This is a genomic window from Rhodococcus yananensis (genome assembly GCF_020515525.1).
Classification (GTDB): domain Bacteria; phylum Actinomycetota; class Actinomycetes; order Mycobacteriales; family Mycobacteriaceae; genus Rhodococcus; species Rhodococcus yananensis.
Map to the genome: position 1 here is coordinate 52,175 of NZ_JAIYEP010000013.1, position 24,457 is coordinate 76,631.

Sequence of the window (24,457 nt, forward strand, 5' to 3'; positions counted from 1 at the left end):
TCACGCCTCCATCCGGGCGCGGCGAGCTTCCGACAGGTCGCTCAGCCACAGCGGCTGCAGCATGTGCCAGTCGGCGGGATGCTCGGCGATGTCCCTTGCGAAGTGGTCGGCCAGGGACTGCGTCGCGGATGCCACGCCGTCCTCGACGTCGACCTCGGGGTGCACGCGGAAGCCCCATCCGTCGTCGGTGAACCAGCAATGCACCGGCAGCAGTGCCGCGCCGGTGTCGACGGCGAGCCGCGCCGGACCGGCCGGCATCCGGGTCGGTTCGCCGAAGAAGGTCACGGGCACGCCCCTGCGTGCGAGATCGCGTTCGCCGAGCAGGCACACGACGCGATTGTCGCGCAGGCGCGCGGACAGTTCCACGAACGGCGGTGTCTCGCCACCGGAGAGAGGAAATACCTCGAACCCGAGACTTTCACGGTAGGCGACGAAGCGCTGGAACAGCGATTCGGGACGCAAGCGTTCCGCGACGGTCGAGAAACCGTTGTAGGTGCGGGCACACCACACTCCGGCGAGATCCCAGTTCCCGCTGTGCGGCAGGGCCAGGATCGCGCCTCTCCCGGCGGCGAGCGCCGCATCGATGTGTTCGCGGCCTTCGATGGACGCGCTGATCGACGCGGCCGTCGCATCCAGGTCCATCGACGGGAGCCGGAACGATTCCCGCCAGTAGCGCGCGTACGAACGGACCGACGCACGGACGAGTTCGTCGGACACCTCGTCCGGCGGGACCCCGATCACCCGGGCGAGGTTGCGGCGCAGCTGCTGCGGGCCGCCGCCGCGTCGTGCGGCGAGGTCCGCCCCGGCGTCGAACAGCGCGGTGGCGGTGCGGTCGGGCAGCCACCGCACGATCCGCCATCCGGCTGCGTAACCCAGGTCGGTGAGATGATCGGCAAGGGTCATCGGTTCCCGCTCTCGTCCTCGTCGTCGGATGTGGGCGGCGGGCCGATCGGCAACAGTTCGCGGGCGCCCGGTGAACTGCGCACCGCGAGCACACGCTGGAACACGGTGATCACCGAACCGGCCGCGAGCACCCACATCGCCACGTGGATCGCCCAGTCGACACCGAGTCCGGTGAACCCGGCCCCGACGAGCACGATCACGAGTCTGTCGGGGCGTTCGATGAGCCCCCCGTCGGCGGACAGGCCGCTGGCCTCGGCGCGTGCCTTCGCATACGAGATGACCTGGGAGGTCACGAGGCAGATCAGGGTTCCGACGAACAGGTACCGGCTCTGTTCGTGGTAGACGGCCCACCACGCGAGGCCCGCGAAGATCGCGCCGTCCGCGACACGATCACAGGTGGCGTCGAGTACGGCACCGAAGCGGGTTCCGCCACCGCGTGCCCGCGCCATCGCACCGTCGAGCATGTCGAACATCACGAACAGCCAGATCACCATCGTCCCCCAGAACAGGTGTCCGCTGGGGAAGAGCGTGACGGCCGCGGCGATCGACGCGACGGTGCCGATGACGGTGACCGCGTCCGGGGTGAGCCCCGTCCGGATCAGGGCGCGACCGAGCGGTGCGGTGACCTTCGACACCGACGCGCGCCCGAAGAAACTCAGCATGATCCGACCCCCCTCGACCGCCGGGTCTCCGCAGTCACTCGTCCCATGCCGACGCCAGCAGGGCTCGGGTGTCGCGCAGGAGTTGCACCATCACCTTCGAACCGCCGAGCACGGTGATGAAATTGGCGTCCCCGCCCCAGCGGGGCACGACGTGCAGGTGCAGATGTTCCGACAGCGATCCGCCGGCGGCCGCACCGAGGTTGAGACCGACGTTGAAGCCGTGGGGCCGTGACACCCGCTTGATCACGCGCAACGCCCGCTGCGCGAATGCCATCAGTTCGGTGCTCTCCTCGACGGTCAGGTCCTCGAGGTTGGCGACCCTCCGGTAGGGCACCACCATGAGGTGGCCCGGGTTGTACGGGTACAGGTTCAGCACCGCGTACACCGACTGTCCGCGCGCCACCACGAGACCTTCCTCGTCGGGCATCTTCGGGATGTCGGTGAACGGCTCGTACGGCTCGCTGCGAACGCTCGGCGATTCGGTGATGTACGACATCCGGTGGGGCGACCACAGCCGCTGCAGGTGGTCGGGATCACCGGCCCCGCGGTCGATCATCGCGTCGGGCGTCTCGCCCCGCAGTCCCTCGCCGCTCAAGAATCGGCTCCCTGTTCGGTGGGACGCACCAGGTCCGCGGTGGGAGACGCGTTGTCGCGGCGGCGTACCCAGTCCGTGACGATGCGCACGGCGTCGTCGACGGGTACGCCGTTGACCTGGGTGCCGTCACGGAAACGGAAGCTCACCGCGCCCGCGTCGACGTCCCGTTCGCCGGCGAGCAGCATGAACGGCACCTTCTGGGTGGTGTGGGTGCGGATCTTCTTCTGCATTCGGTCGTCGCTGAGGTCCACCTCGGCGCGGATCCCCTCGGCCTTCAACTTCCGCGAGACATCCAGGAGGTGGTCGGCGAAGTTCTCGGCGACGGGAATTCCCACCACCTGTACCGGTGACAGCCACGCCGGGAACGCGCCCGCGTAGTGCTCGGTGAGCACACCGAAGAACCGCTCGATCGAACCGAACAGTGCGCGGTGGATCATGACGGGCCGATGCTTCGCACCGTCGGTGCCGGTGTATTCGAGTTCGAACCGTTCGGGCAGGTTGAAGTCGAGTTGGATCGTCGACATCTGCCAGTTGCGACCCAGCGCATCGTTGACCTGGACGGAGATCTTCGGGCCGTAGAAGGCGGCTCCGCCCGGATCCGGAACGAGGTGCAGTCCGGACGCCTCCCCGACCTCCCGCAGTGTCTCGGTGGCCGTGTCCCACAGTTCGTCGCTACCGACGAACTTCTTCGGGTTCTTCGTCGACAGCTCGAGGTAGTAGTCGTCGAGACCGTAGTCCTTCAGCACGTCCAGGATGAACTCGAGAACCGAGGTGAGTTCGTCGCGCATCTGCTCGGGGGTGCAGAAGATGTGCGCGTCGTCCTGCGTCATGCCGCGCACGCGGGTGAGTCCGTGCACGACACCGGACTTCTCGTACCGATAGACGGACCCGAACTCGAACATCCGCAGCGGCAACTCGCGGTAGGAGCGCCCACGCGACCGGAAGATCAGGTCGTGCATCGGGCAGTTCATCGGCTTGAGGTAGTAGTCCTGACCCGGCTTGCGGATCGCGCCGTCCTCGTCGCGCTCCTCGTCGATGTGCATCGCCGGGAACATGCCGTCTCGGTACCAGTCCAGATGGCCGGACACCTCGTACAGGTGCCCCTTGGTGATGTGCGGAGTGTTGACGAAGTCGTACCCGGCCTCGACGTGCCGTTCACGCGAGTAGTTCTCCATCTCCTGGCGGATGATGCCGCCCTTGGGATGGAACACCGGCAGGCCCGAACCGAGTTCGTCGGGGAAGGAGAACAGGTCGAGTTCGGCGCCGAGTCGGCGGTGGTCGCGTCGCTCCGCCTCGGCGAGGAGTTCGAGGTGCCGGTCGAGGGCTTCGGTGGATTCCCAGGCGGTGCCGTAGATGCGCTGCAGATCCGCGTTGTCCTGGTCGCCGCGCCAGTATGCCGCGGAGCTGCGGGTGAGTTTGAACGCCGGGATGTGCTTGGTGGTCGGCAGATGCGGGCCGCGGCACAGATCCTTCCACACGATCTCGCCCGTGCGCGGGTTGAGATTGTCGTAGATGGTCAGTTCCTTGCCACCGACCTCCATGATCTCCGGATCGTCGATCCCGGACTTGTCGTCGATGAGCTCGAGTTTGAACGGCTCGTCGCGCAGTTCGTCACGGGCGGCCTCGAGATCCTCCACGACACGTCGGGAGAACCGCTGCGAATCCTTGACGATCTTCTTCATCCGCTTCTCGAGCTTCGCGAGATCGTCGGGAGTGAAGGGACGGTCGACCTGGAAGTCGTAGTAGAAACCGTCCTTGATCGGCGGCCCGATACCCAGCTTGGCATCGGGGAACTCCTGCTGCACCGCCTGCGCGAGCACGTGGGCTGCCGAATGCCGGATGACACTGCGGCCGTCATCGGTGTCGGCGGCGACGGCTTCCACCTCGACGTCGGAGTCGGGCGTCCACGCGAGGTCGCGGAGCTGACCGTCCGTGTCGCGGACGACGACGACCGCGTCGGGGCCCTTGACCGGCAGGCCGGCCTCGCGCACGGCGGACGCGGCAGTGGTTCCCGCGGGCACCCGGACGAGCACGGCTGGTTTCACGGATGCGGGCGTGGTCACTGTGGTGGACTCCTCGGCTCGATGCCTGTCTGGGGGCGTCACCGGCACGTCATCGACGCGGGTCGGCAACCTCCCCATGCTATCGACATACCGTGCGGGCACCGAATGCAGGGAGCCCGCGAGTCGGACCGTACCCGGACTAGAGTTCGTGCAGTCCGGTGAGAACCCGTTCGAGCAGGTCGACGCCGGGACCCACCCGATCGACGGTGCGGTGCACCGTCAGCTCACCGGTGGCCGCGAGGTCGCCGACGAGAACGCGGGCGACACCGAGCGGGATCCCTGCCAGCGCCGCGACCTCCATGATCGACCGTGGATGACGGCACAGATCGAGCACGACCCGGTGTTCGTGCACGGGGCCCGCGCCGTCGGCCCCCATCGCCGACTCCACTGTCGACACGAGCGCCTCGAGTGGCAGCTCCACCTCGGCCCGGGTCCGTCCACCGCTCATGACGAACGGCCGGACGAACGACGATGTCTGATGATCCATGTCCTCGACTCCCGCACTGTTCCTGACGCGCACGGCACCGTTCGCAATCCGGTGCGCTCCGCGCGTGACATCCCCCCCGGCGGTCTCCGCCGGCGACACGGACTCCGTCACCTGGGCTGCGTCCGGCACCCTCACCGACTCGTCGGCCGCCGAATATACAAGATCGTCCCTGCGCGCGCGGTGACGAGAACGCGACGACCCGAAGCGCGCTCCGGTCGCACCCACGACCGGCCATCGACCCTCGGCCACACTCATCCGGTCATCCTCCTCGAACCACACAGTTCACCCGGCCGGGACATCGCGGACGTCGACGGCCGCGTGGACTCGGGTACGCGAGCATCCGCACGACGCGGTATGCACATCCACTCGGAGGTACATCCGCCTCACCCTGCTCGACAGTTACACGCCAAGATACGCAAAAGGGCACCCTGTGTGCAGGGTGCCCTTCGGTGTCTACTGTGGTCCCGGCTGGGATCGAACCAGCGACCTCCCCGGTGTGAACGGGACGCTCTTCCACTGAGCCACGGGACCGTGCCGCTTCGCAGCGGCTCGAACGGAATGGAACACTAACACGCTCTCGCGACGAACACGAATCGCCAGGTCGGACGGCTTTTCGGCAGCGTGGACACTCCCGAACGGAAGTGCCCCGAGCCGGAGGACACCGCCGGGTCGGAGTCGGGTGCGTTCCCGCACACCGCCATCTCGCCCGCGCGTGTCGCGCGCGCGTCGCGCGCGGCGGCACCGGGGTGCCGGCGGGACACCGGACACCCGACCGCGAACCCGGGTCGGGAAGTCCGCGACCACCGCACCGGTGGTGCACCATCGCCACCGATCAGCGAACCGACCTGCCACGCACGCATCGATTCGTACGATGACCAGGCAATTTGTGTGTTGCGTCGATAGTCGGCTAATGTTCTGAACCGCACCACGGAGAGCACGACGCCGCACGGTGCGAATGCGGATGTAGCGCAGCTGGTAGCGCATCACCTTGCCAAGGTGAGGGTCGCGGGTTCGAATCCCGTCATCCGCTCGAGAGGTTGGACTCGACCTTTTACGGTGGAGTGGCCGAGTGGTGAGGCAACGGCCTGCAAAGCCGTGCACACGGGTTCGATTCCCGTCTCCACCTCGCGCGATTAGCTCAGCGGGAGAGCGCTTCCCTGACACGGAAGAGGTCACTGGTTCAATCCCAGTATCGCGCACCAGGATCGACCAGCACGTGGGTCGACCCGAGCTGTACCCCAACGTGCACACGCGGATGTAGCGCAGCTGGTAGCGCATCACCTTGCCAAGGTGAGGGTCGCGGGTTCGAATCCCGTCATCCGCTCCACTCCGGCGAATACGAGCCGGCGCGATTAGCTCAGCGGGAGAGCGCTTCCCTGACACGGAAGAGGTCACTGGTTCAATCCCAGTATCGCGCACCACGAACGACACTGTCCCCCTTCGGTTTCCGAAGGGGGACAGTGTCGTTGCGGGGGATTCAGTCCATCGCGTGGAGCCGGTTCACGCCGGCGATCATCGCACGCAGCGCCGATTCCGTCGCATCCTCCGCCATGCCCATCGCCCAGATCCGGTGGTCGCCCGCCTCGCAGCGGATGAACGTCGCGTACCGGTCGCCGAGGTCGCGACGGTGGAACGACAGGATCTCGAGCCGGTACCCGAGATCGTGGAGCATCCCGGTCATGGCCCCGACAGGACCGCCGGCCGTGGCCGTCGCGGTGGTGATGGAGCGTCCCACCGCGATCGTGGCCTCGAACGTGCTGTACCCGCCGGGCAGTGCCCGACGCGACCAACCGCCCAGTCGCAGCGGCCCACCCTGCGGCGCGTAGGTGGCGGAGAACTCGGACCACGACGAACCCGCCGCCTCCGTGCGCAGGTCACGCGGCAGTGGGGAACCGAAGCGCTCCTCGAACGGATCACCCGGGCGTGCACGGTGGGAATCGCCGCGACAGGAATCGACGGTGGCGGAAATGAAGGAAGTGGTGGAAATGAAGGCGTTCATCGGGATGGTCTTCCGCGTGAAGGGAGGACCGACGCGTAGCTCAACGACCCGCAGCGAGGGGTCGGTCCGAATCAGACCCCGCTACGGCGGTGAACTACGAGTACGCGCTTCATGGTGGCGAGGCTACGCGGTCGACCACGACAACGCAAGCGCGGACCGGACACGAACCGGGTGACAGTGCGTGACGCAACTGTGACCGCACCGTTTTGGAACCTGAGGGATCCCTCATGTATCGTAGGAATCGCCATCCCCCCCGATGGTAATGAACCCCAGCCATGACCCCCCATCCAAGGCTGGGGTTCAGCCATATCCGGGGTCGGTGGGAGGACCGGGTCCCCACGCCACGGCAGGCGATCTCCTGCTTCACTGGTGGCATGAACACGACCGGCAGCGCGACCACCACCGGCGGCCGCTCCCCCGTCATCGTCGAGCGTGCAGGCATCTGGGACGCCGAGGCCGTCGCCGATGTCGCGGCTGCAACCTTCCCGCTGGCCTGTCCTCCCGGGTCCACCCGCGAGGACATCGCGTCCTTCGTCGACGAGACACTCTCCGCCGAGAGGTTCGGCGACTACCTCACCGACCCTCTCCGGATCGTGTTCAAGGCCTGCCTGGACGGTGAGATCGTCGGGTACCTCATGGCCGTCGACTCACCCCCCACCGATCCCGGGATCCGCGCGACGATCACCGCGTCACCGTCCGTGGAGATCAGCAAGCTCTACGTACTGCCCGGCGCCCACGGATCGGGTGTCGCCGCGGCCCTGATGGACGCGATCGTCGAGTGTGCGCGCAGTAGGGGTCGCTCCGGACTCTGGCTCGGCGTCAACCGGCAGAACGGGCGCGCGCAACGCTTCTACGCGAAACAGGGATTCACCGTCGTGGGCTCCCGCACGTTCGTCGTGGGAACACAGACGCACGCCGACCACGTGATGCAGCGGACCCTGTGACGCGGGCGGGCACCCGCCCGTTCAGCTCGTCGCAACCTCGAACCGCGACAGCGCCAGCAGACGCGACGTGGCGCGCAGGTACTTCTTGCGGTAGCCACCGGCGAGCATCTCCGGCGTGAAGATCTCGTCCAGCTTGGCGCCGGCAACGGTCACCGGGATGCTCGCGTCGTAGAGCCGGTCGGCGAGCACGACCAGGCGAAGCGCGACGGACTGGTCCTGCGCGGGATGCACCCCGTTCAGATAGACGGCACGGACACCCTCGACGAGCTTGTTGTATCGCGACGGGTGCAGCGTGCTCAGGTGTGCGCAGAGTTCGTCGAAATCGTCGAGTGTCGCGCCCGGGGTGTTCTCGGCGCGTTCGATCAGGTCCTCGGCCGCGATCGGATCCGGCGCCGGAGGAAGATCGCGGTGCCGGTAGTCGGGGCCGTCGACCCGGATCGTCTCGAAGATCGACGAGAGCTTCTTGATCTCGCGAAGGAAGTCCTGTGCCGCGAACCTGCCCTCACCGAGCTGACCGGGAAGCGTGTTCGATGTCGCGACGATCGAGACGCCGCGGGCCGACAGCTCGGTGAGCAGTCGCGACACCAGCATCGTGTCACCCGGATCGTCGAGTTCGAACTCGTCGATGCACAGCACACTGTGCGTGGACAGTTCCTCGACGGCCTTGTTGAAGCCGAGTGCGCCCACCACGTGGGTGAGCTCCACGAACGTGCCGAATGCCTTCGGGGAAGGCGCACTGTGGAAGATCGAGGCGAGCAGGTGGGTCTTGCCGACACCGAAGCCGCCGTCGAGATACAGCCCCGCACCCGTCGACGGCGCCTTCCGTCCGAACAGCCCGCGCTTGCCACCGCGGATCTTCGCCACCTTGGCGGCGAACGCTTCTGCAGCGGCCACGGCCGCGGCCTGGCTGGGCTCGTTGGGGTCGGGAATGTACGAGGCGAAGCTCACGTCGTCGAACATCGCGGGCGGCACCATCTGCGCCACGAGCTGATCTGCGGGAACCACCGGGTTTCGATCGACGAGACGTTCGTGCATTTGTCCAGGATAAGGTCCGCGAATGACACATCCGGCACAGCTCGGAGGATTGCGACCTACTTCACAGGACGTTCACGCGGTCGTCACCCCCCGAGAACCGTCCACCGGTACACCACACCGCCACACGACGACCGGTGCGCGACGTCGGCGCACGCACCTGGCAGTCTGTGCGCATGCGCAGATCCGGGGTGCTCGCAGTGTGTTGGCTCGCAGTCGCATCGGCGGTCGCCGCCTGCGGCGCCGGTCCGTCGGTCCGACCCGACGTCGCAGTCGTGCGGAACGAACAGGGCAACCCCGCGTCGGTCGCGACCGACCACCCGGAGAGTCCCGAGGTCGACGTGCCCGATCCCGGCAACGACTTCGTGTGGCGCGAGTGCACGACGGAGACGTTGAACGCACACGGGCTGCCTACCGGGCCCACCGGCCTGCTGCTCGAATGCGCCGAAGTCTCCGCACCTGTCGATTCCGCCGGGTCCGTCCCGGGATCGTTCCCCCTCGCGGTGATGCGCGCGACGGTGCCCGACACACCCGACGACGTCGCCCCCCTGGTCCTGACCACCGGGTCGGACATGCCATCGACGCGCGCGCTCGCCGCACTCGCCACCGGACCGCTGTCGGGTGCCCTCGCCACCCGTCCGATCGTGGCGGTCGATCGCCGCGGAACAGGCAACTCACAGCCGATCGACTGCATCTTCACGGCCGACAAACGATCACTCGCCGACCTCGGTGAGTTCGGCCCCGGTGGGCAATCACCGGAACGCGTCGCGGAACTCGGGCAGGAAGCCACGATCTCGTGCACCGACTACCTGCAACCGCAGGAACTGATGTTCTCCGTCACACACGCTGCAGAAGACCTCGAGCAGCTCCGGGCCGTCTGGGACGTCGATCGGATCGCGTTGCTCGGCATCGGCAACGGCGCGTCCGTGGCGCTCGCCTACGCCGCCGCGCACCCCGAGGCGCTGGGCCGGCTGGTGTTGGACTCCCCCTCGGCCGCAACCGGCGACGCCGAGTTGCTCGCGGAGTCCCGCGCCCGCGGCGCCGAGGCCGCGGTCGATGCGTTCGCGCGTCAGTGCGTCGCACTCGGGTGTTCCCTGGGAGCCGATCCGCGCGCCACCCTCGAGGAACTGCACGAGCAGGCCGCGGCCGGGGCACTCGCCCCGGTGTCGGCGAACGCCCTGCTCACCGCACTCACCGCCGCCCTCGGCGCACCGGCCGCCGACCTGCAGTCCCGCGTCCGCGAACTCGCCGACGTGCTCAGCGCGGCCCGTGACGGCGATGTGCTTCCGCTGCTCGACATCGTCTCCACCGCCGAGGAACTGCTGTCCACGGACGGGCAGTGGGTGGCGCGGTGCAGCGACGGCCGACGGTGGCCGACAGCGATGCGCGCGGCGGAACTACAGAGCGACTGGTCGGCGACGTATCCGCTGTTCGGTGCGGACATCGCAGTGGCCGCGACGTCCTGTGCGGCCTGGCCCAGCATGCCCGCTCCTCCACTGCCCTCCGCAGTCGACGTACCGGTTCTCGTCACCAGTGGTGCCGCCGACCCGATCGTGGGTGACGCGGGGCTCGACACGGTCACCGGAGTGCTCACCGCAGCGGGTGCACCGTGGTCGGTGTTGAAGTGGCAGGGCGCAGGCTACGCGGCGACCCTGCACTCGTCGTGCGTGCAGAGCCGCCTCGAGTCGTATCTGACCGACGGCACGCTGCCTCCGAACGGCAGCCTGTGCCCCGCGTGATCGATCCGGCGCCCATCACCACCGCGATGCACCGAGCCGGGGCTCCGCGGTGTACCGTGCCGTAGTGTTCCTCAGCAGTCTCGAGCCTCGGACCGCCCGCACCACCGCGGAGGTGGTCAAGTGCGTGGTGTGGCCGTTGGCCGTGCTGACGGTGTTGCACCGCGTCGTCGTCAAGGCCGTCAACGGATTCCGTACCGACGACTTCACACCCGTGTACAACGCGGCCCTGGCGTTCCTCAATCGCCGCCCGGTGTACACCGCCAACTTCGACTGGGTGGACCCTCACTACCTGTATCCACCGTCGGGAACGCTGCTGATCTCCCCTATCGCGGCGATCGACCCGGAGCGGTCACGTTGGTTGTTCATCGGGGCCAACGCCATCGCGATCCTCATCGCGTTGTATCTGTTGCTGCGGATGTTCGGACGGCGATTGGACTCGCCGGTCGCCCCGGTACTCGTGTTCGCGGCGTTCGCGTCGGAGACCGTGACGAACACGCTGGTGTTCACGAACATCAACGGCCTCGTGCTGCTCGGTGAGATGGCGTTCCTGACGTTGCTGCTGAAACGTCGTGATCTGTGGGCGGGTGCGGCACTGGGCCTGACGTTCGCTGTGAAACCGGTGCTCGCCCCACTGCTGTTCCTCCCGCTCGTGCGGCGTCAGTGGAAGGTGTTCCTCACCGCGGCGGGCGTCCCGATCGCGTTGACGGTGATCGCGTGGCCGCTGTCGGTGGACGCGTGGCAGTTCGTCGAGCACACCGTGCCGTATCTGCTCGAGGCGCGCGACTACTTCAACAGCGCGATCGTCGGCAACGGTATGTACTACGGCCTGCCCGGCTGGCTCGTGCTCGGCCTCCGTCTGGTACTCGCCGTGATGGTGCTCGTGTCACTGTGGTTGCTCTACCGCTACTGCCGCGACGACGAGGTGTTCTTCGTCTGCACCTCGACCGGTGTGCTGCTGTGTGCGTCCTTCCTGCTCGGCTCGCTCGGGCAGATGTACTACTCGATGATGCTGTTCCCCCTGTTTATGACGGTGCTGCTGCCCAATTCGACGGTCCGGAACTGGCCGGCCTGGCTGGCCGCCTACGGGTTCCTCAGCTACGACTCGTGGCTGTCCGGGCGCTGGGTGGAGGCCGGGCGCGCCGCCGAGTACATGAAAACGACGTTCGGGTGGTCGCTGCTGCTCGTGGTGGTGTTCGCGGTCCTCGTCGACCGGTATTTCGCGGCTCGCCGCGAGAACCGGCTCGCCGACGGGATCGAACCGTTCCACCTGTTACCGCCGAAGGACACGTCGACCGCGGTACCGGCGACGGTGGCGCCTGCGGACCCCGAAGCGGGGCGCGTTCACCGGTGATCGCGCGGCGGAATGCTCGCTCGTGGCGGTCCCGCTGCGACGTGGCTAGCGTGTAGGCCATGACTTCCACCCCCCGACCGGTCCCCGTCCCGAAGGTGTCGTTCAGCGTCGACGAGTGGCGTGCGCGGTTGACTCCGGCGGAGTTCGCGGTGCTCCGGCAGGCCGGCACCGAGCGGCCGTTCGTCGGTGAGTACACCGACACCGAGACCGACGGTGTGTACGAGTGTCGTGCGTGCAGCGCTGAACTGTTCCGCAGCACGGAGAAGTTCCGTTCGCACTGTGGATGGCCGTCGTTCTTCGATCCCGCCGATTCGGACGCGGTGTTCCTGCGTACCGACGACTCCCTCGGGATGCGCCGGGTCGAGGTGCTGTGCGCGTCGTGCCACAGCCACCTCGGGCACGTGTTCGAGGGCGAGGGCTATCCGACGCCGACCGACCAGCGGTACTGCATCAACTCGATCTCCCTGCGCCTCGTTCCGGAGGAATGATTCCGGCAGCCGACCGCGTGCCTGTCGACGGCGAACCGGAGGATCGCATCATTGCCCGTACATCGTGTCGATGATGTTCTTCGCGATCGTCGACGCCGGGTCGCGGCCGTCCACTCCCGGCGCGAGGTTCGCCCACACCACGAGCGTGATGTCGTTGTCCGGGTCGGAGCCCATGAACGAGTTGTATCCGGGCAGCTCACCGGTGTGCCCGTACATCGGCCCCAGCTTCGCGATGCCCCACCCGTACCCGGGGGATTGCGGGTTCGACGGATCGGTCGGTCGGATGCTCGCCAGCCTCTGCTGCTGCAGGTCGGCGGTGAGCATCTCACCGCTGGTCAAGGCATCGACCCACGTCGCGAGGTCGGTGGCGGTGGAGATCCCCGCGCCGGCGGCCCATGCCCACGACGGGTCGACGTTCGTGACGTCGCTCGGCGCGAGTGTCCCGTTGCGGGCCTGCTCCTGCATGTCCTCCGGCAACGCCGGATCGGTGAGCGTGAGCATGTTGGTCCCGAAGAAGTACCCGTGCGAGTAGGGCTCGGGCAGCGCCGAGTCGGTACCGACCGGGAAGGATGTGTTCGTCAGCTGCGCCTTGTCGAAGATGCGGTCCCCGAGGATCTCCTCGAGCGGCCGTCCCTCGAGTTGCTCGGCGATCAACCCGAGGAGCACATAGTTCGTGTTCGAGTAGTGGTACCCCTCCCCGGGAGGGAAGTACGGCGGGTTCGCGAGACCGAGGGCGAGCAACTCGTCCGGGGTCCACACGCGTTGCGGATCGGTGTCGAGTGCCTCGTTGAGTTCGGGGGTCTCGCTGTAGTTGAACAGGCCCGACGTCATGTTCAGAACCTGCTCGATCGTGATGTTCTCCCCGTCGGGGACATCGGGGCGGAATTTCGAGACGGGGTCCGTCAACGCGAGAACGCCCTCCTGCACCAACTGCAGGATCACCGTGGCCGTCCACGTCTTGGTGTTCGATCCGACCCGGATGTGGTCGTCGACGGTCACCGCGGTACCGCCGTCACGTTCGGTGGTGCCGTACGTGGCCGTGACGGTGCCGTCCGGTGTGATGAGCAGCGCGACCGCGCCCGGGGACAGGAACTCCTGCGCGCCGGCGTCGAGTGTCGCCTGCAACTCTTCCTGATCGAGGGCGTGCACCTCGGCGACTGCGGAGTCGGAGTCGCCGTTCGGAGCGGACGTGGCGGCCGGTGGTGACGTCGCGCCGGTGTCGTCGGTCGTGTCGGCACACCCTCCCACGAGGAGCGACAGTGCGACCGCGACCCCGCCTGCACGCAGAACACGCCCGGAAACCGCACTGTCGTTCATGGCCTCCGACACTACCGCGACGAGCATCGGACGGTGAGATGTATCACATCATCGGCCGTCCGTCCGCCCGTCGCGGAAGCGCCGCGAGCGTCAGGGCAGAGACGCGACGAGCGCCTCGGGAGCGACCCGCGGACCGGAGAAGAACGGGGTCTCCTCCCGGACGTGACGGCGAGCCTCGGTGGCCCGGAGGTCCCGCATCAGATCGACGATGCGGTCGAGCGCGGGAGCCTCGAACGCGAGGATCCACTCGTAGTCGCCGAGCGCGAAGGCGGGCACCGTGTTGGCACGCACGTCCGGGTACGGCCGGGCTTCCTTGCCGTGGTCCGCGAGCATCGTGCGGCGATCGGCGTCGGGCAGCAGGTACCAGTCGTACGAGCGGACGAAGGGGTACACGCAGATGTAGTCGCCGGGCTCCTCGCCCGCGATGAACGCCGGCAGGTGGCTCTTGTTGAACTCGGCGGGGCGGTGCAGGGCGGTGTTGGACCAGACCGGGGCGCTGGCCCGTCCGAGGATCGTGGTGCGCCGGAAGTCCGCGTAGAACTTCTGCAGATCCTCGATGCGCTCGGCGTGGGTCCAGAACATGAAGTCCGCGTCGGCGCGCATACCGGCGATGTCGTAGATGCCGCGCACGACGACGTCGGTACCGTCGAAGGACGCGAGGAACTTCTGGAAGTCCTCGACGGCCTCCGTCCGGTCGTCGCCGAGCGCACCGGGCTGAACCTGGAAAACCGACCACATCGCGTAGCGGAGCGTGGAGTTGAGCTTGTCGAAATCGAGACGTGCCATGGCGTTCATCCTGCCACTCGGGTGACGAGACGCGCTGCGGCCGTTGTGCCTGATTCGACACAGGCCGGTACACCCACCCCGTGCAGCATTGCGCCGGCCACCTCGACACCGTCCACCGTCGCCATCTCACGCTCGAACGCGTCGACGATTCGGGTGTGCCCCGCGCGGTACTGCGGTAGGCCGCCGCGCCAGCGCTGCACGAACGCGGCGACCGGCTCGTCCACCACATCGGTGACGGTCGCGAGGTCGGCGCGAGCCAGGGTGATCAGCTGGTCGTCGTCCGCGTCGACGAGCGTGTCGTCGCCGAACCGCCCGAAGGAGGCCCTCACGAGCGCGACACCTCGTTCCGCCAGATGGGGCCACTTGCGACTGGACAGTGTGAACGCCTTTGCGGCGAGCGCTTCTCCGGTCGCGACGAGGATCCCCGAGTTCTGCGGCAACTCGGCATCGCCGTCGAACGCCATCGCCACCACCGCCGACGACGCGAGGGGAATCCGCGCGGCGTGCCCGGCAGCGGCAGGAGCAGTGGCGGCGAGCAGTTCGGCGGCCCGCGGGGCGGGTACCGCCACGATGACGCCGTCGACCTCACCGACGGGGTCGAGCCACCACCTCCTCCCCTGCCGACGCAGACCGGATGCCGCGGTGCCGACGCGCACGTCCGCACCGGCGGCCTCGACGAGAGCGTCGAGCAGCGCCCCGTAGCCGTCGCGGAGTGTGCCGAACACCGGGGTGTCCGAGGGCGGCGGCAGTGCACGCGTCACGGCGGCGGTCAGGCTGGTGGCACCGTCGTCGAGCGCGCGGGCCAGTGCGGGCACCGCCGCACGGACCCCGGCGGAATCGGACAGTCCGGAGTAGACGCCCCCGAGGAGCGGGTCGACGCTGCGCCGCACGACCTGCTCTCCGAAACGGTCACCGACGAGTGCGGCGACGGACATGTCTGCGTTGCGGTCCCAGTCGAACGGACGGTTCGGTTCGGCGACGATGCGGGCGAGCGTCGCCTCGTCGACCAGTCCGGCGACCGCCTCGGCGTCCGCGGGGATTCCCATCAGGGTGCCGGTGGGCATCGGGTGCAGCCGTGCACCGGCGTACAGCAGCGGGCGGGCGCCGGCCGGGTGCACGAGCCGGTCGGTCAGGCCCAACTCGGCAAGGAGCGCCGGCACCTCGGGCCTGCGGCCGACGAACGCCTCGGCGCCGACGTCGACGGGACCGCCCTCGAACGGGACGGTGCGGAGTTTGCCGCCGAGCCGGTCGGTCTCCTCCAGCAGGATGATCCGGGCCTCCGGGCCCAGTGCCGTGCGCACCCGGTACGCGGCGACGAGGCCGCTGATACCGCCGCCGACGACGGCGACCCGCACGCTCACAGTGAGTGGACCAGTTCGACCACCCGGGTCAGCACACTCGGGTCGGTGTCGGGAAGCACCCCGTGGCCGAGGTTGAAGATGTGTCCGGTGGCTCCGGCCGCACGCGCGCGGTCGGCCTCTGCGATCACGCGACGCACCTCGGTCTCGACGACGTCGGGGCCGGCGAACAGGATCGCCGGGTCGAGATTGCCCTGCAATGCCTTGCCCGCACCGACGCGACCGGCCGCGACGTCCAGCGGAACCCGCCAGTCGACACCGACGACGTCGGCGCCGGCCTCACCCATGGCGCCGAGGAGTTCGCCGGTGCCCACCCCGAAGTGGATGCGCGGCACCGCGGCCGCCTGCACCTCCGCGAAGACTCGTTGCGAGTGCGGCAGGACGTATTCGCGGTAGTCGGCGAGCGAGAGCGCACCCGCCCACGAATCGAACAGTTGGACGGCGTCGACACCGGCGGTGAGCTGCGCGCGGAGGAACGCGACGGTGATGTCGGTCAGCTTCCCGAGCAGTGTGTGCCAGGTCTGCGGGTCCGCGTGCATGAGCGCCTTGGTCCGCTCGTGATTGCGGCTGGGGCCCCCCTCGACGAGATACGACGCGAGGGTGAACGGTGCTCCGGCGAATCCGATGAGCGGCGTGTCGCCGAGTTCACGGATCAGCAGTCCGACGGCCCGCGCCACCGCCCCCACCTCGTCGGGTTCGAGCGCGGGCAGTGCGTGCACATCGGCTGCGGTCCGGATGGGGTTCGCGACCACCGGTCCGGTGCCGGCGACGATGTCGAGGTCGATTCCCGCTGCCTTGAGCGGAACGACGATGTCGGAGAACAGGATCGCCGCGTCCACTCCGTGCCGGCGCACCGGCTGCAGCGTGATCTCACAGACGAGCGCGGGATCGAAGCAGGATTCGAGCATGCCGACGCCCGCGCGGATCTCGCGGTACTCGGGCAACGACCGCCCTGCCTGGCGCATGAACCACACCGGTCGGTGGGCGGGTTCCAGGCCGCGGGCCGCGGCCAGGAACGGCGCCTGGGTGAGCACCCGTCGGGCGGGATACTGTGCGGGCTCGGGGGAGCCGACGTTCGTGTTCTCCAGGCCGGTCATCGATCCTCGTTCTCTCGGCGGTGTCGCCGTGGCGCGTTCGATGTTCCCGCGGCACGGTCCGCCGCTCATGCTGCCACGGGTGCCCGGTCCGCCGGAATCGGCGCGCCTCCCGCGTGTGCTGGGTCACCGCCGCTATCGTCGGCTGCCGTGACCACGTCGCCCGCAGAGCCGGCCCGCTTCCGCGCCGCCGTCGACGCGATGAACACGGCCACCGTGCGCCCGGAGATCGAGCTGGCGCCGATCCGGCCACCGCAGCGGCTCGCGCCGTTCAGTTTCGCGCTCGGCGCCGAGGTGCTCCACGGGAACACCGATGGGGACCCGGTCCCGGAGCAGTCGGAGGGCGACGCGTTCGGTCGGCTGATCCTGTTGCACGATCCCGACGGCGACGAGGCCTGGCACGGCACCTCCCGGCTGGTCGCGTACATCCAGGCGGATGTGGACGCCGTGCTCGCTGCGGATCCGCTGCTCCCGGAGGTGGCGTGGAGTTGGCTGGTCGATGCACTGGAGACGCACGGGGAGCCGTTCACCGCGCTGGGGGGAACCGTGACGTCGACGAGTTCGGTTCGTTTCGGCGACATCGCCGGTCCGGCGCGAGCGCATCAGCTGGAGGTCCGCGCCTCGTGGACCCCGACGACCGAGACACTCGCCCCACACGTGGAAGCGTTCTGCGAGGTGCTCGCGTACGCGGCGGGACTGCCGCCGACGGGTGTGGTGCGGCTGCAACGGTGATGCCGTGCACTCGACCATCACACAAACCTGCAACGTGTTCTAGCATTGGTGGATGCAGCGACTCAGCGGCCTCGACGCCAGCTTCCTCTATCTCGAGACACCCGAACAGCCGCTGAACGTCTGCGGGTTGATGATCCTCGATCCGTCGACGATCCCCGGAGGGTACGACTTCGCGGATCTGCGCACCGAACTGGCAGCCCGGGTGGACGCGATACCCCAGTTCCGCATGAAGATCGCCGACAGTCCCCTGAATCCGGACCACCCCGTGTGGATCGACGACGCGGAGTTCGACCTCGACCGGCATCTGCACAGGATCGCGGTGCCCGCGCCGGGAACCCGCACCGAACTCTCCGAACTCTGCGGGCACCTCGCCGCACAGACACTCGACCGCGCGAAGCCGCTCTGGGAGATGTGGGTGATCGAGAATCTCGCCGACGGTGAGGTCGCGGTGCTCGCGAAGATGCACCACGCGGGTGTCGACGGGGTCACCGCGGCGGTGATGGTCGCCCAACTGTGCAGCCTGACGCCGGACGCACCGCGCCCCGAACCGGTCACCTCCGGCGCGGGTGGGGGAAGCACCCTCGAGATCGCGCTGTCGGGCGTCGCGGGAGTCGTGACACGACCGTGGGACCTGCTGCGACTCGTCCCGTCCGCTCTCGGATCGGTGACGACGTGGGTGCGGCGCGCGCGGCGCGGCGCAGCGATGCCCGCGCCGTTCACCGCGCCGCGGACCCGGTTCAACGCGACATTGACGTCGCACCGCTCGATCGCCTGGGCCCGCCTGGACCTCGCCGACGTCAAGGCCGTCGCGAAGGAGTTCGACGTCAAGATCAACGACGTGGTGACCGCCCTGTGCGCGGGCGCGTTGCGCCACTATCTCGAGCAGCACGACGAGTTGCCCGACTCGTCGCTGGTCGGGATCGTGCCCGTCTCCGTGCACGACCGTTCGGACCGACCCGGCCGCAATCAGGTCTCGGCGATGTTCGCCGACCTGCACACCGACGTGGCGGACCCGGCCGAACGCCTGCGGACACTGGCGCGGGCCAACTCGGTGTCCAAGGAGCACAGTTCCGAACTCGGTGTCACGTTGCTGCAGGACTGGTCCCAGCTCGGCACACCCGCGCTCCTCGCAACCGCCATGCGCGCGTACGCGAGACTGCACCTGGCGGATCGTCATCCCGCGATCCACAACATCGTGATCTCCAACGTGCCGGGTCCCCCGGTCCCGCTGTACTTCCTGGGTGCGCGGATCACCGCGATGTATCCCCTCGGGCCCGTCTTCCACGGCGCCGCACTCAACGTCACCGTGCTCTCCCTCGACGGGAAGGTCGACGTCGGGATCGTCTCGTGCCCGGATCTCGCACCCGATCTGTGGGCACTCGCCGACGGCTTCGCACCGGCACTCGACGAGCTGCTCCACGCCGTCCCCTCGATGCCGCACCGGACGACCGGCGACGACGGCGACGGGGATCGGGGCTAGAGTCACGGCCATGCCTGCCGGACAGGACAACCTTCAGAAGTCCCTGGTCGACGATGCGCGCGTCGACTCCACCGCCGATGCGCCCGACGCGACCGCCGTCCCGTTGCTCGCACCCCGCGACGGGGTGCCCGACGTGATCACCACCGCGCGCGGTGTCGCCGAGGCCGCCGATCTGCTCGCCGGCGGCTACGGTCCGCTCGCCGTCGACGCCGAGCGCGCATCCGGATACCGCTACTCGGCGCGGGCGTATCTCGTACAGCTGCGCCGCGCCGGCGCCGGCACCGTCCTGCTCGATCCCATCCCGACCGCGGCGGACCTCGACCCGCTCGCAGTCGTGATCAACGAACTCGACTGGGTTCTGCACTCCGCCGATCAGGATCTGCCGGGTCTCGCGGAGCTGGGTCTGCGGCCCGGAACGCTCTACGACACCGAACTCGCCGGCCGACTGGCGGGCTTCGAACGTGTGGGTCTGGCCGCGATCGTCGCGCAGACCCTCGGGCTCGAACTGAAGAAGGGGCACGGTGCCGCGGACTGGTCGCAACGCCCCCTTCCCGAGTCGTGGCTGAACTACGCAGCACTCGACGTCGAGGTGCTCGTGGAACTACGTGCGGCGATGGCCGACGAACTCGATCGGCAGGGAAAGTCGGAGTGGGCGGCGCAGGAGTTCGAGCACATCCGCCTGGCCGGACCCCCGAAGGCCAAACCGGACCGGTGGCGGCGGACCTCGAAGATCCACGTTCTCAAGGACCGCCGGAAACTGGCGGTCGTCCGGGAACTGTGGATCACCCGCGACTCGATCGCGGCGCGCCGCGACATCGCACCCGGTCGTGTCCTGCCGGACTCGGCCATCGTGGCGGCCGCCGAATCGATGCCCCGCACGATCGGGGAACTGCGCGGACTTCCGGTGTTCGGTGGTCCCCGTCAGCGGCGCTCGTCGCGTGTGTGGTTGTCGGCGATCGAGCGTGCCCGCGACCTCCCGGACTCCGCGCTGCCACCGATGGTGCAGCCGTTCTCCGGTCCGCCGCCCGCGGGGCGGTGGTCGCGGCACCACCCGGAGGCGGCGGCGCGACTCGCCGACGCACGCACCGAGCTCGCGGCGCTCGCCGCCGAGGTGTCTGTTCCGGTGGAAAATCTCGTCGGTCCCGAGTTGGTCCGGCGGTTGTGCTGGGACTGGGATCCGGCGCAGGACGTCGATATCGTCGACTACATCGATGCCTCCTTCGACGCGGGCGGTGCCCGCCCCTGGCAGCGTGCGCTCACCGTGCCTCGACTGGCCAAGGCGCTCGCCGGTGACCGCTGACACATCGAGGGGATAAGTTACCCGCGGGTAGCCCTGGGGGTAGGGTGTGGTCGAGGCCGGGCGCCGCACGGCGCCCGGGTGGCTTCTCCTCGCCGCGGCAGGTGTCGGCGAGGGCACTGCTCCACCGGGAGGACAACACGTGGCTTCAACCACCTCGAACCAACGCAACGTCGTCTTCGTCGACGGCATACGGACCCCGTTCGGCCGGGCCGGGGCCAAGGGAATCTACGCCGACACCCGCGCCGACGACCTCGTCGTCAAGGCCATTCGGGAACTGTTGCGCCGCAACCCGCAGCTCGATCCCGCCCGTGTCGACGAGGTCGCGGTCGCCGCGACCACCCAGACGGGAGATCAGGGTCTGACCATCGGCCGCACGTCCGCGATCCTCGCGGGGCTGCCCGAAACGGTCCCCGGTTTCGCCATCGACCGCATGTGCGCGGGCGCGATGACCGCGGTGACCACCACCGCGTCGGGAATCGGCTTCGGCCAGTACGACGTCGTGATCGCCGGCGGCGTCGAGCACATGGGTCGTCACCCCATGGGCGAGGGCGCCGACCCCAACCCTCGCTTCATGAGCGACAGGCTCGTCGATCCGTCGGCGCTCGTCATGGGCAACACCGCCGAGAACCTTCACGACCGGTTCCCGTCGATCACCAAGGAGCGCACCGACGCCTACGCCGTCGCGTCGCAGAACAAGTACGACGCCGCGAAGAAGGCCGGCCTGATCGCCGACACCCTCGTGCCCGTCGCGACCCGCTCCGCGCAGGGCTGGGGCCTGGCCACCGAGGACGAGCCGCCCCGCCCCGGAACCACCGTCGACGACCTGGCGAAGCTCAAGACCCCGTTCCGATCCGCCGGTCGCGTCACCGCCGGTAACGCCGCGGGCCTCAACGACGGCGCGACCGCGTGCCTGCTCGCCGGCGAGGACACCGCCGCCGAACTCGGCCTCCCCGTCGGGATGCGCATGGTCGGTTTCGCCTTCCAGGGCGTCGATCCCGCCGTGATGGGCATCGGCCCGGTTCCCGCCACCGAGAAGGTCCTCGCCCGCACCGGACTGACGATCGAGGACATCGGCCTCTTCGAGATCAACGAGGCGTTCGCCGTCCAGGTGCTCGCGTTCCTCGAGCACTTCGGTATCGCCGACGACGACCCGCGGGTCAACCAGTGGGGCGGCGCCATCGCGTGCGGCCACCCCCTCGCTTCCTCGGGTGTGCGACTGATGACGCAGCTGTCGCGCCAGTTCGCCCAGAATCCGGACGTCCGCTACGGCCTGACCACGATGTGCATCGGCCTCGGCATGGGCGGAACCGTCATCTGGGAGAACCCCAACCACGTCGACTACGAGGCCGGAGTCAAGTAATGACCGATATCACCAACGCATTCGCAGACGAGGTCGTCACCCACGCCTTCACCACGCTGGTGTCCGTGCCGGGTGTCGAGAAGCAGATCGCGCTGATCACGCTCGACAACGGGTTCGACCACACCAAGCCGAACTCGTTCGGCCCCAAGGGCCTGGCCGAGTTCGATGCCGCGCTCGACCGTGCGTTCGCCGCCGATCCCGCCGCGATCGCGGTCACGGGCAAGCCGTTCATCTTCGCTGCCGGCGCCGACCTCAAGGGCGTGCCGTCGGTGACCGAGCGCGCCCAGGGCGTCGAACTCGGCGATCTCGGCCACAACGTGTTCCGCCGCCTGCGCGACTCGAAGATCCCCACGTTCGCATTCGTGAACGGTCTCGCGCTCGGCGGTGGCCTCGAGGTCGGGCTGCACGCGCACTACCGCACCGTCGCCGACAACGTCCCGGCGCTCGGCCTCCCCGAGGTCATGCTCGGCCTCGTGCCCGGCTGGGGCGGCACGCAGCTCCTCCCGAACATCGTCGGTCCCGACAACGCCGTCACCCTCATCCTCGAGAATCCCCTCAACAACGGGCGGACGATCCGCGCGAAGCAGGCGCTGTCCCTCGGGTACGCGGACGTGGTTCTCGGCTCCGCCGACTTCCTCGAGCAGTCCCTCGCGTGGGCCGGCAAGGTGCTCGCCGGTGACATCACCCCGGACCGCCCCGAGATCGACCGCGGCGCCGGTTGGGACGCGGCGATCGCCCGGGCGAAGGCACTCGTCGCGGGCAAGACCCGCGGCTACTCCCCCGCCGCCGAACGGGCACTCGAGCTGCTCGAGCTCGCGCGCACCACCGACATCGCCGATCCGGAGTCCCTCGGCCGCGGATTCGACGCCGAGACCGCCGCGCTCGCCGATCTCCTGCTCACCGACGAGTTGCGGGCCGGCCTGTACGCGTTCGACCTTGTCAACAAGCGGGCCAAGCGGCCCGCCGGAGCACCCGACAAGTCCCTCGCCCGCAAGATCAACGGCGTCGGCATCGTCGGTGCGGGCCTGATGGCCAGCCAGCTCGCGCTGCTGTTCGTCAAGCAGTTGAAGGTGCCGGTGATCCTCACCGACATCGACCAGGAGCGCATCGACAAGGGCGTCGGATACGTCCACACCGAGATCGACAAGCTCCAGGGCAAGGGCCGCCTGTCCCCCGACGCCGCGAACCGCCTCAAGGCGCTCGTGTCCGGATCCCTCGACAAGGCCGCGTTCGCGAAGACCGACTTCGTCATCGAGGCCGTGTTCGAGAACATGGACGTCAAGAAGAACGTGTTCGCCGAACTCGAGCAGCACATCACGCCCGAGACGATCCTGGCGACGAACACGTCGTCGCTGTCCATCACCGAGATGGCTGCCGATCTGCAGCACCCCGAGCGAGTCGTGGGCTTCCACTTCTTCAACCCGGTGGCCGTCCTGCCGCTGCTCGAGATCATCCGCGGCGAGAAGACCGACGACGCCACCCTCGCGACCGCCTTCGCGACCGCCAAGTCGCTGAAGAAGTCCGCGGTGCTGTGCGGTGACAAGCCCGGCTTCGTGTTCAACCGCCTGGTCACCCGCACCCTCGGTGAGGTCATCGCCGCCGTCGACGAAGGCACCCCGTTCGACGTCGCCGACAACGCCGTCGCTCCGCTCGGCATGCCGATGAGCCCGTTCACCCTGCTCGCACTCGTCGGGCCGGCGATCGCGCTGCACACCGGCGAGACCCTGCAGGCCGCCTACCCCGACCGGTTCACCCCGTCGGCCGGACTGTCGGCGCTGGTCGAGGCCCGGAAGCCGGGCGTGTGGACCTACGGTGACAGCGGTCAGGTCGTCGATCCCGAGGTGGCCGCGCTGTGGCCGCAGGGCGACAAGCCGTCGACCGCGGAGGAGGTGCTCGACCGCACCCGTCGTGCCTTCGCCGAGGAGATCGCGATCATGCTCGACGAGGGTGTCGTCGCGGCAGCCGAGGACATCGACCTGTGCCTGATCCTCGGTGGTGGATTCGCGTTCTGGAACGGTGGTATCACCCCGTACCTGGACCGCACCGGCACCTCCGAGGCCGTCAACGGCAAGCGCTTCCTGGAGCCGGGAGTCGCGAGCGTCTGACACGGACCCCGCTCACGCCGACGACGGCGCATCACCAGCACGGTGATGCGCCGTCGTTGTGTAATCCACCGTCCGCGCGGGCATCCCGGGCGTACCTTGGATTCGTCTTGCACAGCGTGGCAGCAACGCCCGACGAAAGCAGGTCTCCTGATGACACAGCAGTCCGGCGGGCACGCCGCCAAGGTCATCGCCGTCACGGTCGCCGCGGCGGTCGGTGGATTCCTGTTCGGCTTCGACAGCTCCGTCATCAACGGCGCCGTCGACTCGATCGAGGGCCACTTCGAACTCGGATCGTTCCTCACCGGATTCACCGTCGCGATCGCGCTTCTCGGTTGCGCGGTCGGCGCCTGGTTCGCCGGGCAGCTCGCCGACCGCTGGGGCCGCAAGAAGGTGATGGTGCTCGGCTCGATCCTGTTCACCGTCTCGTCCGTCGGTTCGGCGCTGGCGTTCAGCGTGCCCGACCTCATGCTCTGGCGCGTCCTCGGCGGTCTGGGCATCGGCATCGCCTCTGTCATCGCACCGACCTACATCTCGGAGATCGTACCCGCACGCTACCGGGGAAGCCTCGCGTCCCTGCAGCAACTGGCCATCACCCTCGGCATCTTCACCGCGCTGCTGTCCGACGCGATCCTGCAGAACGCAGCCGGCGGCGCATCCAACGA

General features: G+C 68.6%; 21 protein-coding genes and 6 tRNA genes. 15 read left to right on the plus strand and 12 right to left on the minus strand.

What is annotated here, in order from left to right; genetic code table 11:
- From LDQ05_RS05580 to LDQ05_RS05605, 6 genes are all read right to left on the minus strand, one after another.
- Entirely contained in the window at window positions 1–903 is a 903-nt protein-coding gene (locus LDQ05_RS05580; RefSeq protein ID WP_226435902.1) for a phosphatidylinositol mannoside acyltransferase, read from the minus strand.
- Complete coding sequence (gene pgsA, locus LDQ05_RS05585; RefSeq protein ID WP_226435903.1) at window positions 900–1,565, minus strand: phosphatidylinositol phosphate synthase; 666 nt, start codon at window positions 1,563–1,565, stop codon at window positions 900–902. Before pgsA ends, LDQ05_RS05580 begins: the two co-directional genes overlap by 4 nt.
- Before the next feature lie 34 nt (window positions 1,566–1,599).
- Entirely contained in the window at window positions 1,600–2,121 is a 522-nt protein-coding gene (locus tag LDQ05_RS05590; protein ID WP_226435925.1) for an ATP adenylyltransferase, read from the minus strand.
- 35 nt (window positions 2,122–2,156) lie between these two features.
- Window positions 2,157–4,223: a threonine--tRNA ligase gene (thrS, locus tag LDQ05_RS05595; protein ID WP_226435904.1), complete on the minus strand. Its 2,067-nt coding sequence runs from the start codon at window positions 4,221–4,223 to the stop codon at window positions 2,157–2,159.
- Between the two features lie 139 nt (window positions 4,224–4,362).
- The gene (locus tag LDQ05_RS19930) at window positions 4,363–4,965 is read right to left on the minus strand and encodes a DUF742 domain-containing protein (RefSeq protein ID WP_372461038.1); all 603 of its coding nucleotides are present in this window, start codon (window positions 4,963–4,965) and stop codon (window positions 4,363–4,365) included.
- 204 nt (window positions 4,966–5,169) lie between these two features.
- Window positions 5,170–5,241: transfer RNA gene (locus tag LDQ05_RS05605), tRNA-Val, on the minus strand.
- 426 nt (window positions 5,242–5,667) lie between these two features.
- On the opposite strand from LDQ05_RS05605, the gene LDQ05_RS05610 reads away from it, so the two are divergent.
- From LDQ05_RS05610 to LDQ05_RS05630, 5 genes are all read left to right on the plus strand, one after another.
- Window positions 5,668–5,740, plus strand: a tRNA-Gly gene (locus LDQ05_RS05610).
- Window positions 5,741–5,765: 25 nt separating this feature from the next.
- Window positions 5,766–5,836: transfer RNA gene (locus LDQ05_RS05615), tRNA-Cys, on the plus strand.
- 1 nt (window position 5,837) lies between these two features.
- A tRNA-Val gene (locus tag LDQ05_RS05620) sits at window positions 5,838–5,912 on the plus strand.
- Between the two features lie 49 nt (window positions 5,913–5,961).
- Window positions 5,962–6,037, plus strand: a tRNA-Gly gene (locus LDQ05_RS05625).
- Window positions 6,038–6,056: 19 nt separating this feature from the next.
- A tRNA-Val gene (locus LDQ05_RS05630) sits at window positions 6,057–6,131 on the plus strand.
- Window positions 6,132–6,187: 56 nt separating this feature from the next.
- On the opposite strand, the gene LDQ05_RS05635 is transcribed toward LDQ05_RS05630, so the two are convergent.
- Window positions 6,188–6,709: an alpha-isopropylmalate synthase regulatory domain-containing protein gene (locus LDQ05_RS05635; RefSeq protein ID WP_226435906.1), complete on the minus strand. Its 522-nt coding sequence runs from the start codon at window positions 6,707–6,709 to the stop codon at window positions 6,188–6,190.
- 374 nt (window positions 6,710–7,083) lie between these two features.
- Between LDQ05_RS05635 and LDQ05_RS05640 the strand changes: the two genes are divergently transcribed.
- Window positions 7,084–7,653 (plus strand): GNAT family N-acetyltransferase, encoded by a 570-nt coding sequence (locus tag LDQ05_RS05640; protein ID WP_226435907.1) that lies wholly within the window; start codon window positions 7,084–7,086, stop codon window positions 7,651–7,653.
- A gap of 21 nt (window positions 7,654–7,674) precedes the next feature.
- On the opposite strand, the gene zapE is transcribed toward LDQ05_RS05640, so the two are convergent.
- The gene (gene zapE, locus LDQ05_RS05645) at window positions 7,675–8,688 is read right to left on the minus strand and encodes a cell division protein ZapE (protein WP_226435908.1); all 1,014 of its coding nucleotides are present in this window, start codon (window positions 8,686–8,688) and stop codon (window positions 7,675–7,677) included.
- A 173-nt stretch (window positions 8,689–8,861) separates the two neighbouring features.
- Here zapE and LDQ05_RS05650 point away from each other — a divergent pair, with 173 nt between their 5' ends.
- The 3 genes from LDQ05_RS05650 to msrB all read left to right on the plus strand — a co-directional run bounded on the left by LDQ05_RS05650 (window position 8,862) and on the right by msrB (window position 12,263).
- On the plus strand, window positions 8,862–10,424 hold the full coding sequence (locus tag LDQ05_RS05650; RefSeq protein WP_226435909.1) for an alpha/beta hydrolase: 1,563 nt from the start codon (window positions 8,862–8,864) through the stop codon (window positions 10,422–10,424).
- A gap of 64 nt (window positions 10,425–10,488) precedes the next feature.
- The gene (locus LDQ05_RS05655) at window positions 10,489–11,775 is read left to right on the plus strand and encodes a glycosyltransferase family 87 protein (protein WP_226435910.1); all 1,287 of its coding nucleotides are present in this window, start codon (window positions 10,489–10,491) and stop codon (window positions 11,773–11,775) included.
- Window positions 11,776–11,834: 59 nt separating this feature from the next.
- Window positions 11,835–12,263 carry a peptide-methionine (R)-S-oxide reductase MsrB gene (gene msrB / locus LDQ05_RS05660; RefSeq protein ID WP_226435911.1) on the plus strand — a complete coding sequence of 143 codons (429 nt, stop codon included), beginning with the start codon at window positions 11,835–11,837 and terminating at the stop codon, window positions 12,261–12,263.
- 48 nt (window positions 12,264–12,311) lie between these two features.
- On the opposite strand, the gene LDQ05_RS05665 is transcribed toward msrB, so the two are convergent.
- From LDQ05_RS05665 to hemE, 4 genes are all read right to left on the minus strand, one after another.
- Entirely contained in the window at window positions 12,312–13,580 is a 1,269-nt protein-coding gene (locus LDQ05_RS05665; protein ID WP_226435912.1) for a serine hydrolase domain-containing protein, read from the minus strand.
- A gap of 90 nt (window positions 13,581–13,670) precedes the next feature.
- The gene (gene hemQ / locus LDQ05_RS05670; protein ID WP_226435913.1) at window positions 13,671–14,366 is read right to left on the minus strand and encodes a hydrogen peroxide-dependent heme synthase; all 696 of its coding nucleotides are present in this window, start codon (window positions 14,364–14,366) and stop codon (window positions 13,671–13,673) included.
- A 5-nt stretch (window positions 14,367–14,371) separates the two neighbouring features.
- Window positions 14,372–15,727 carry a protoporphyrinogen oxidase gene (locus tag LDQ05_RS05675; RefSeq protein WP_372461039.1) on the minus strand — a complete coding sequence of 452 codons (1,356 nt, stop codon included), beginning with the start codon at window positions 15,725–15,727 and terminating at the stop codon, window positions 14,372–14,374.
- Entirely contained in the window at window positions 15,724–16,821 is a 1,098-nt protein-coding gene (gene hemE / locus LDQ05_RS05680; RefSeq protein WP_226435914.1) for a uroporphyrinogen decarboxylase, read from the minus strand. The genes LDQ05_RS05675 and hemE overlap by 4 nt, the downstream gene beginning before the upstream one ends.
- 147 nt (window positions 16,822–16,968) lie before the next feature.
- On the opposite strand from hemE, the gene LDQ05_RS05685 reads away from it, so the two are divergent.
- From LDQ05_RS05685 to LDQ05_RS05710, 6 genes are all read left to right on the plus strand, one after another.
- Window positions 16,969–17,550: a DUF3000 domain-containing protein gene (locus tag LDQ05_RS05685; RefSeq protein WP_226435915.1), complete on the plus strand. Its 582-nt coding sequence runs from the start codon at window positions 16,969–16,971 to the stop codon at window positions 17,548–17,550.
- Window positions 17,551–17,602: 52 nt separating this feature from the next.
- Window positions 17,603–19,030 (plus strand): WS/DGAT/MGAT family O-acyltransferase, encoded by a 1,428-nt coding sequence (locus LDQ05_RS05690; protein ID WP_226435916.1) that lies wholly within the window; start codon window positions 17,603–17,605, stop codon window positions 19,028–19,030.
- Window positions 19,031–19,040: 10 nt separating this feature from the next.
- Complete coding sequence (locus LDQ05_RS05695; protein ID WP_226435917.1) at window positions 19,041–20,330, plus strand: HRDC domain-containing protein; 1,290 nt, start codon at window positions 19,041–19,043, stop codon at window positions 20,328–20,330.
- A 139-nt stretch (window positions 20,331–20,469) separates the two neighbouring features.
- Window positions 20,470–21,690, plus strand: coding sequence for a thiolase family protein (locus LDQ05_RS05700; protein ID WP_226435918.1), 1,221 nt, complete (start codon window positions 20,470–20,472; stop codon window positions 21,688–21,690).
- Complete coding sequence (locus LDQ05_RS05705) at window positions 21,690–23,795, plus strand: 3-hydroxyacyl-CoA dehydrogenase NAD-binding domain-containing protein (RefSeq protein WP_226435919.1); 2,106 nt, start codon at window positions 21,690–21,692, stop codon at window positions 23,793–23,795. The genes LDQ05_RS05700 and LDQ05_RS05705 overlap by 1 nt, the downstream gene beginning before the upstream one ends.
- 150 nt (window positions 23,796–23,945) lie before the next feature.
- The coding region (locus tag LDQ05_RS05710) for an MFS transporter (RefSeq protein ID WP_226435920.1) at window positions 23,946–24,457 on the plus strand (512 nt) is incomplete at its 3' end.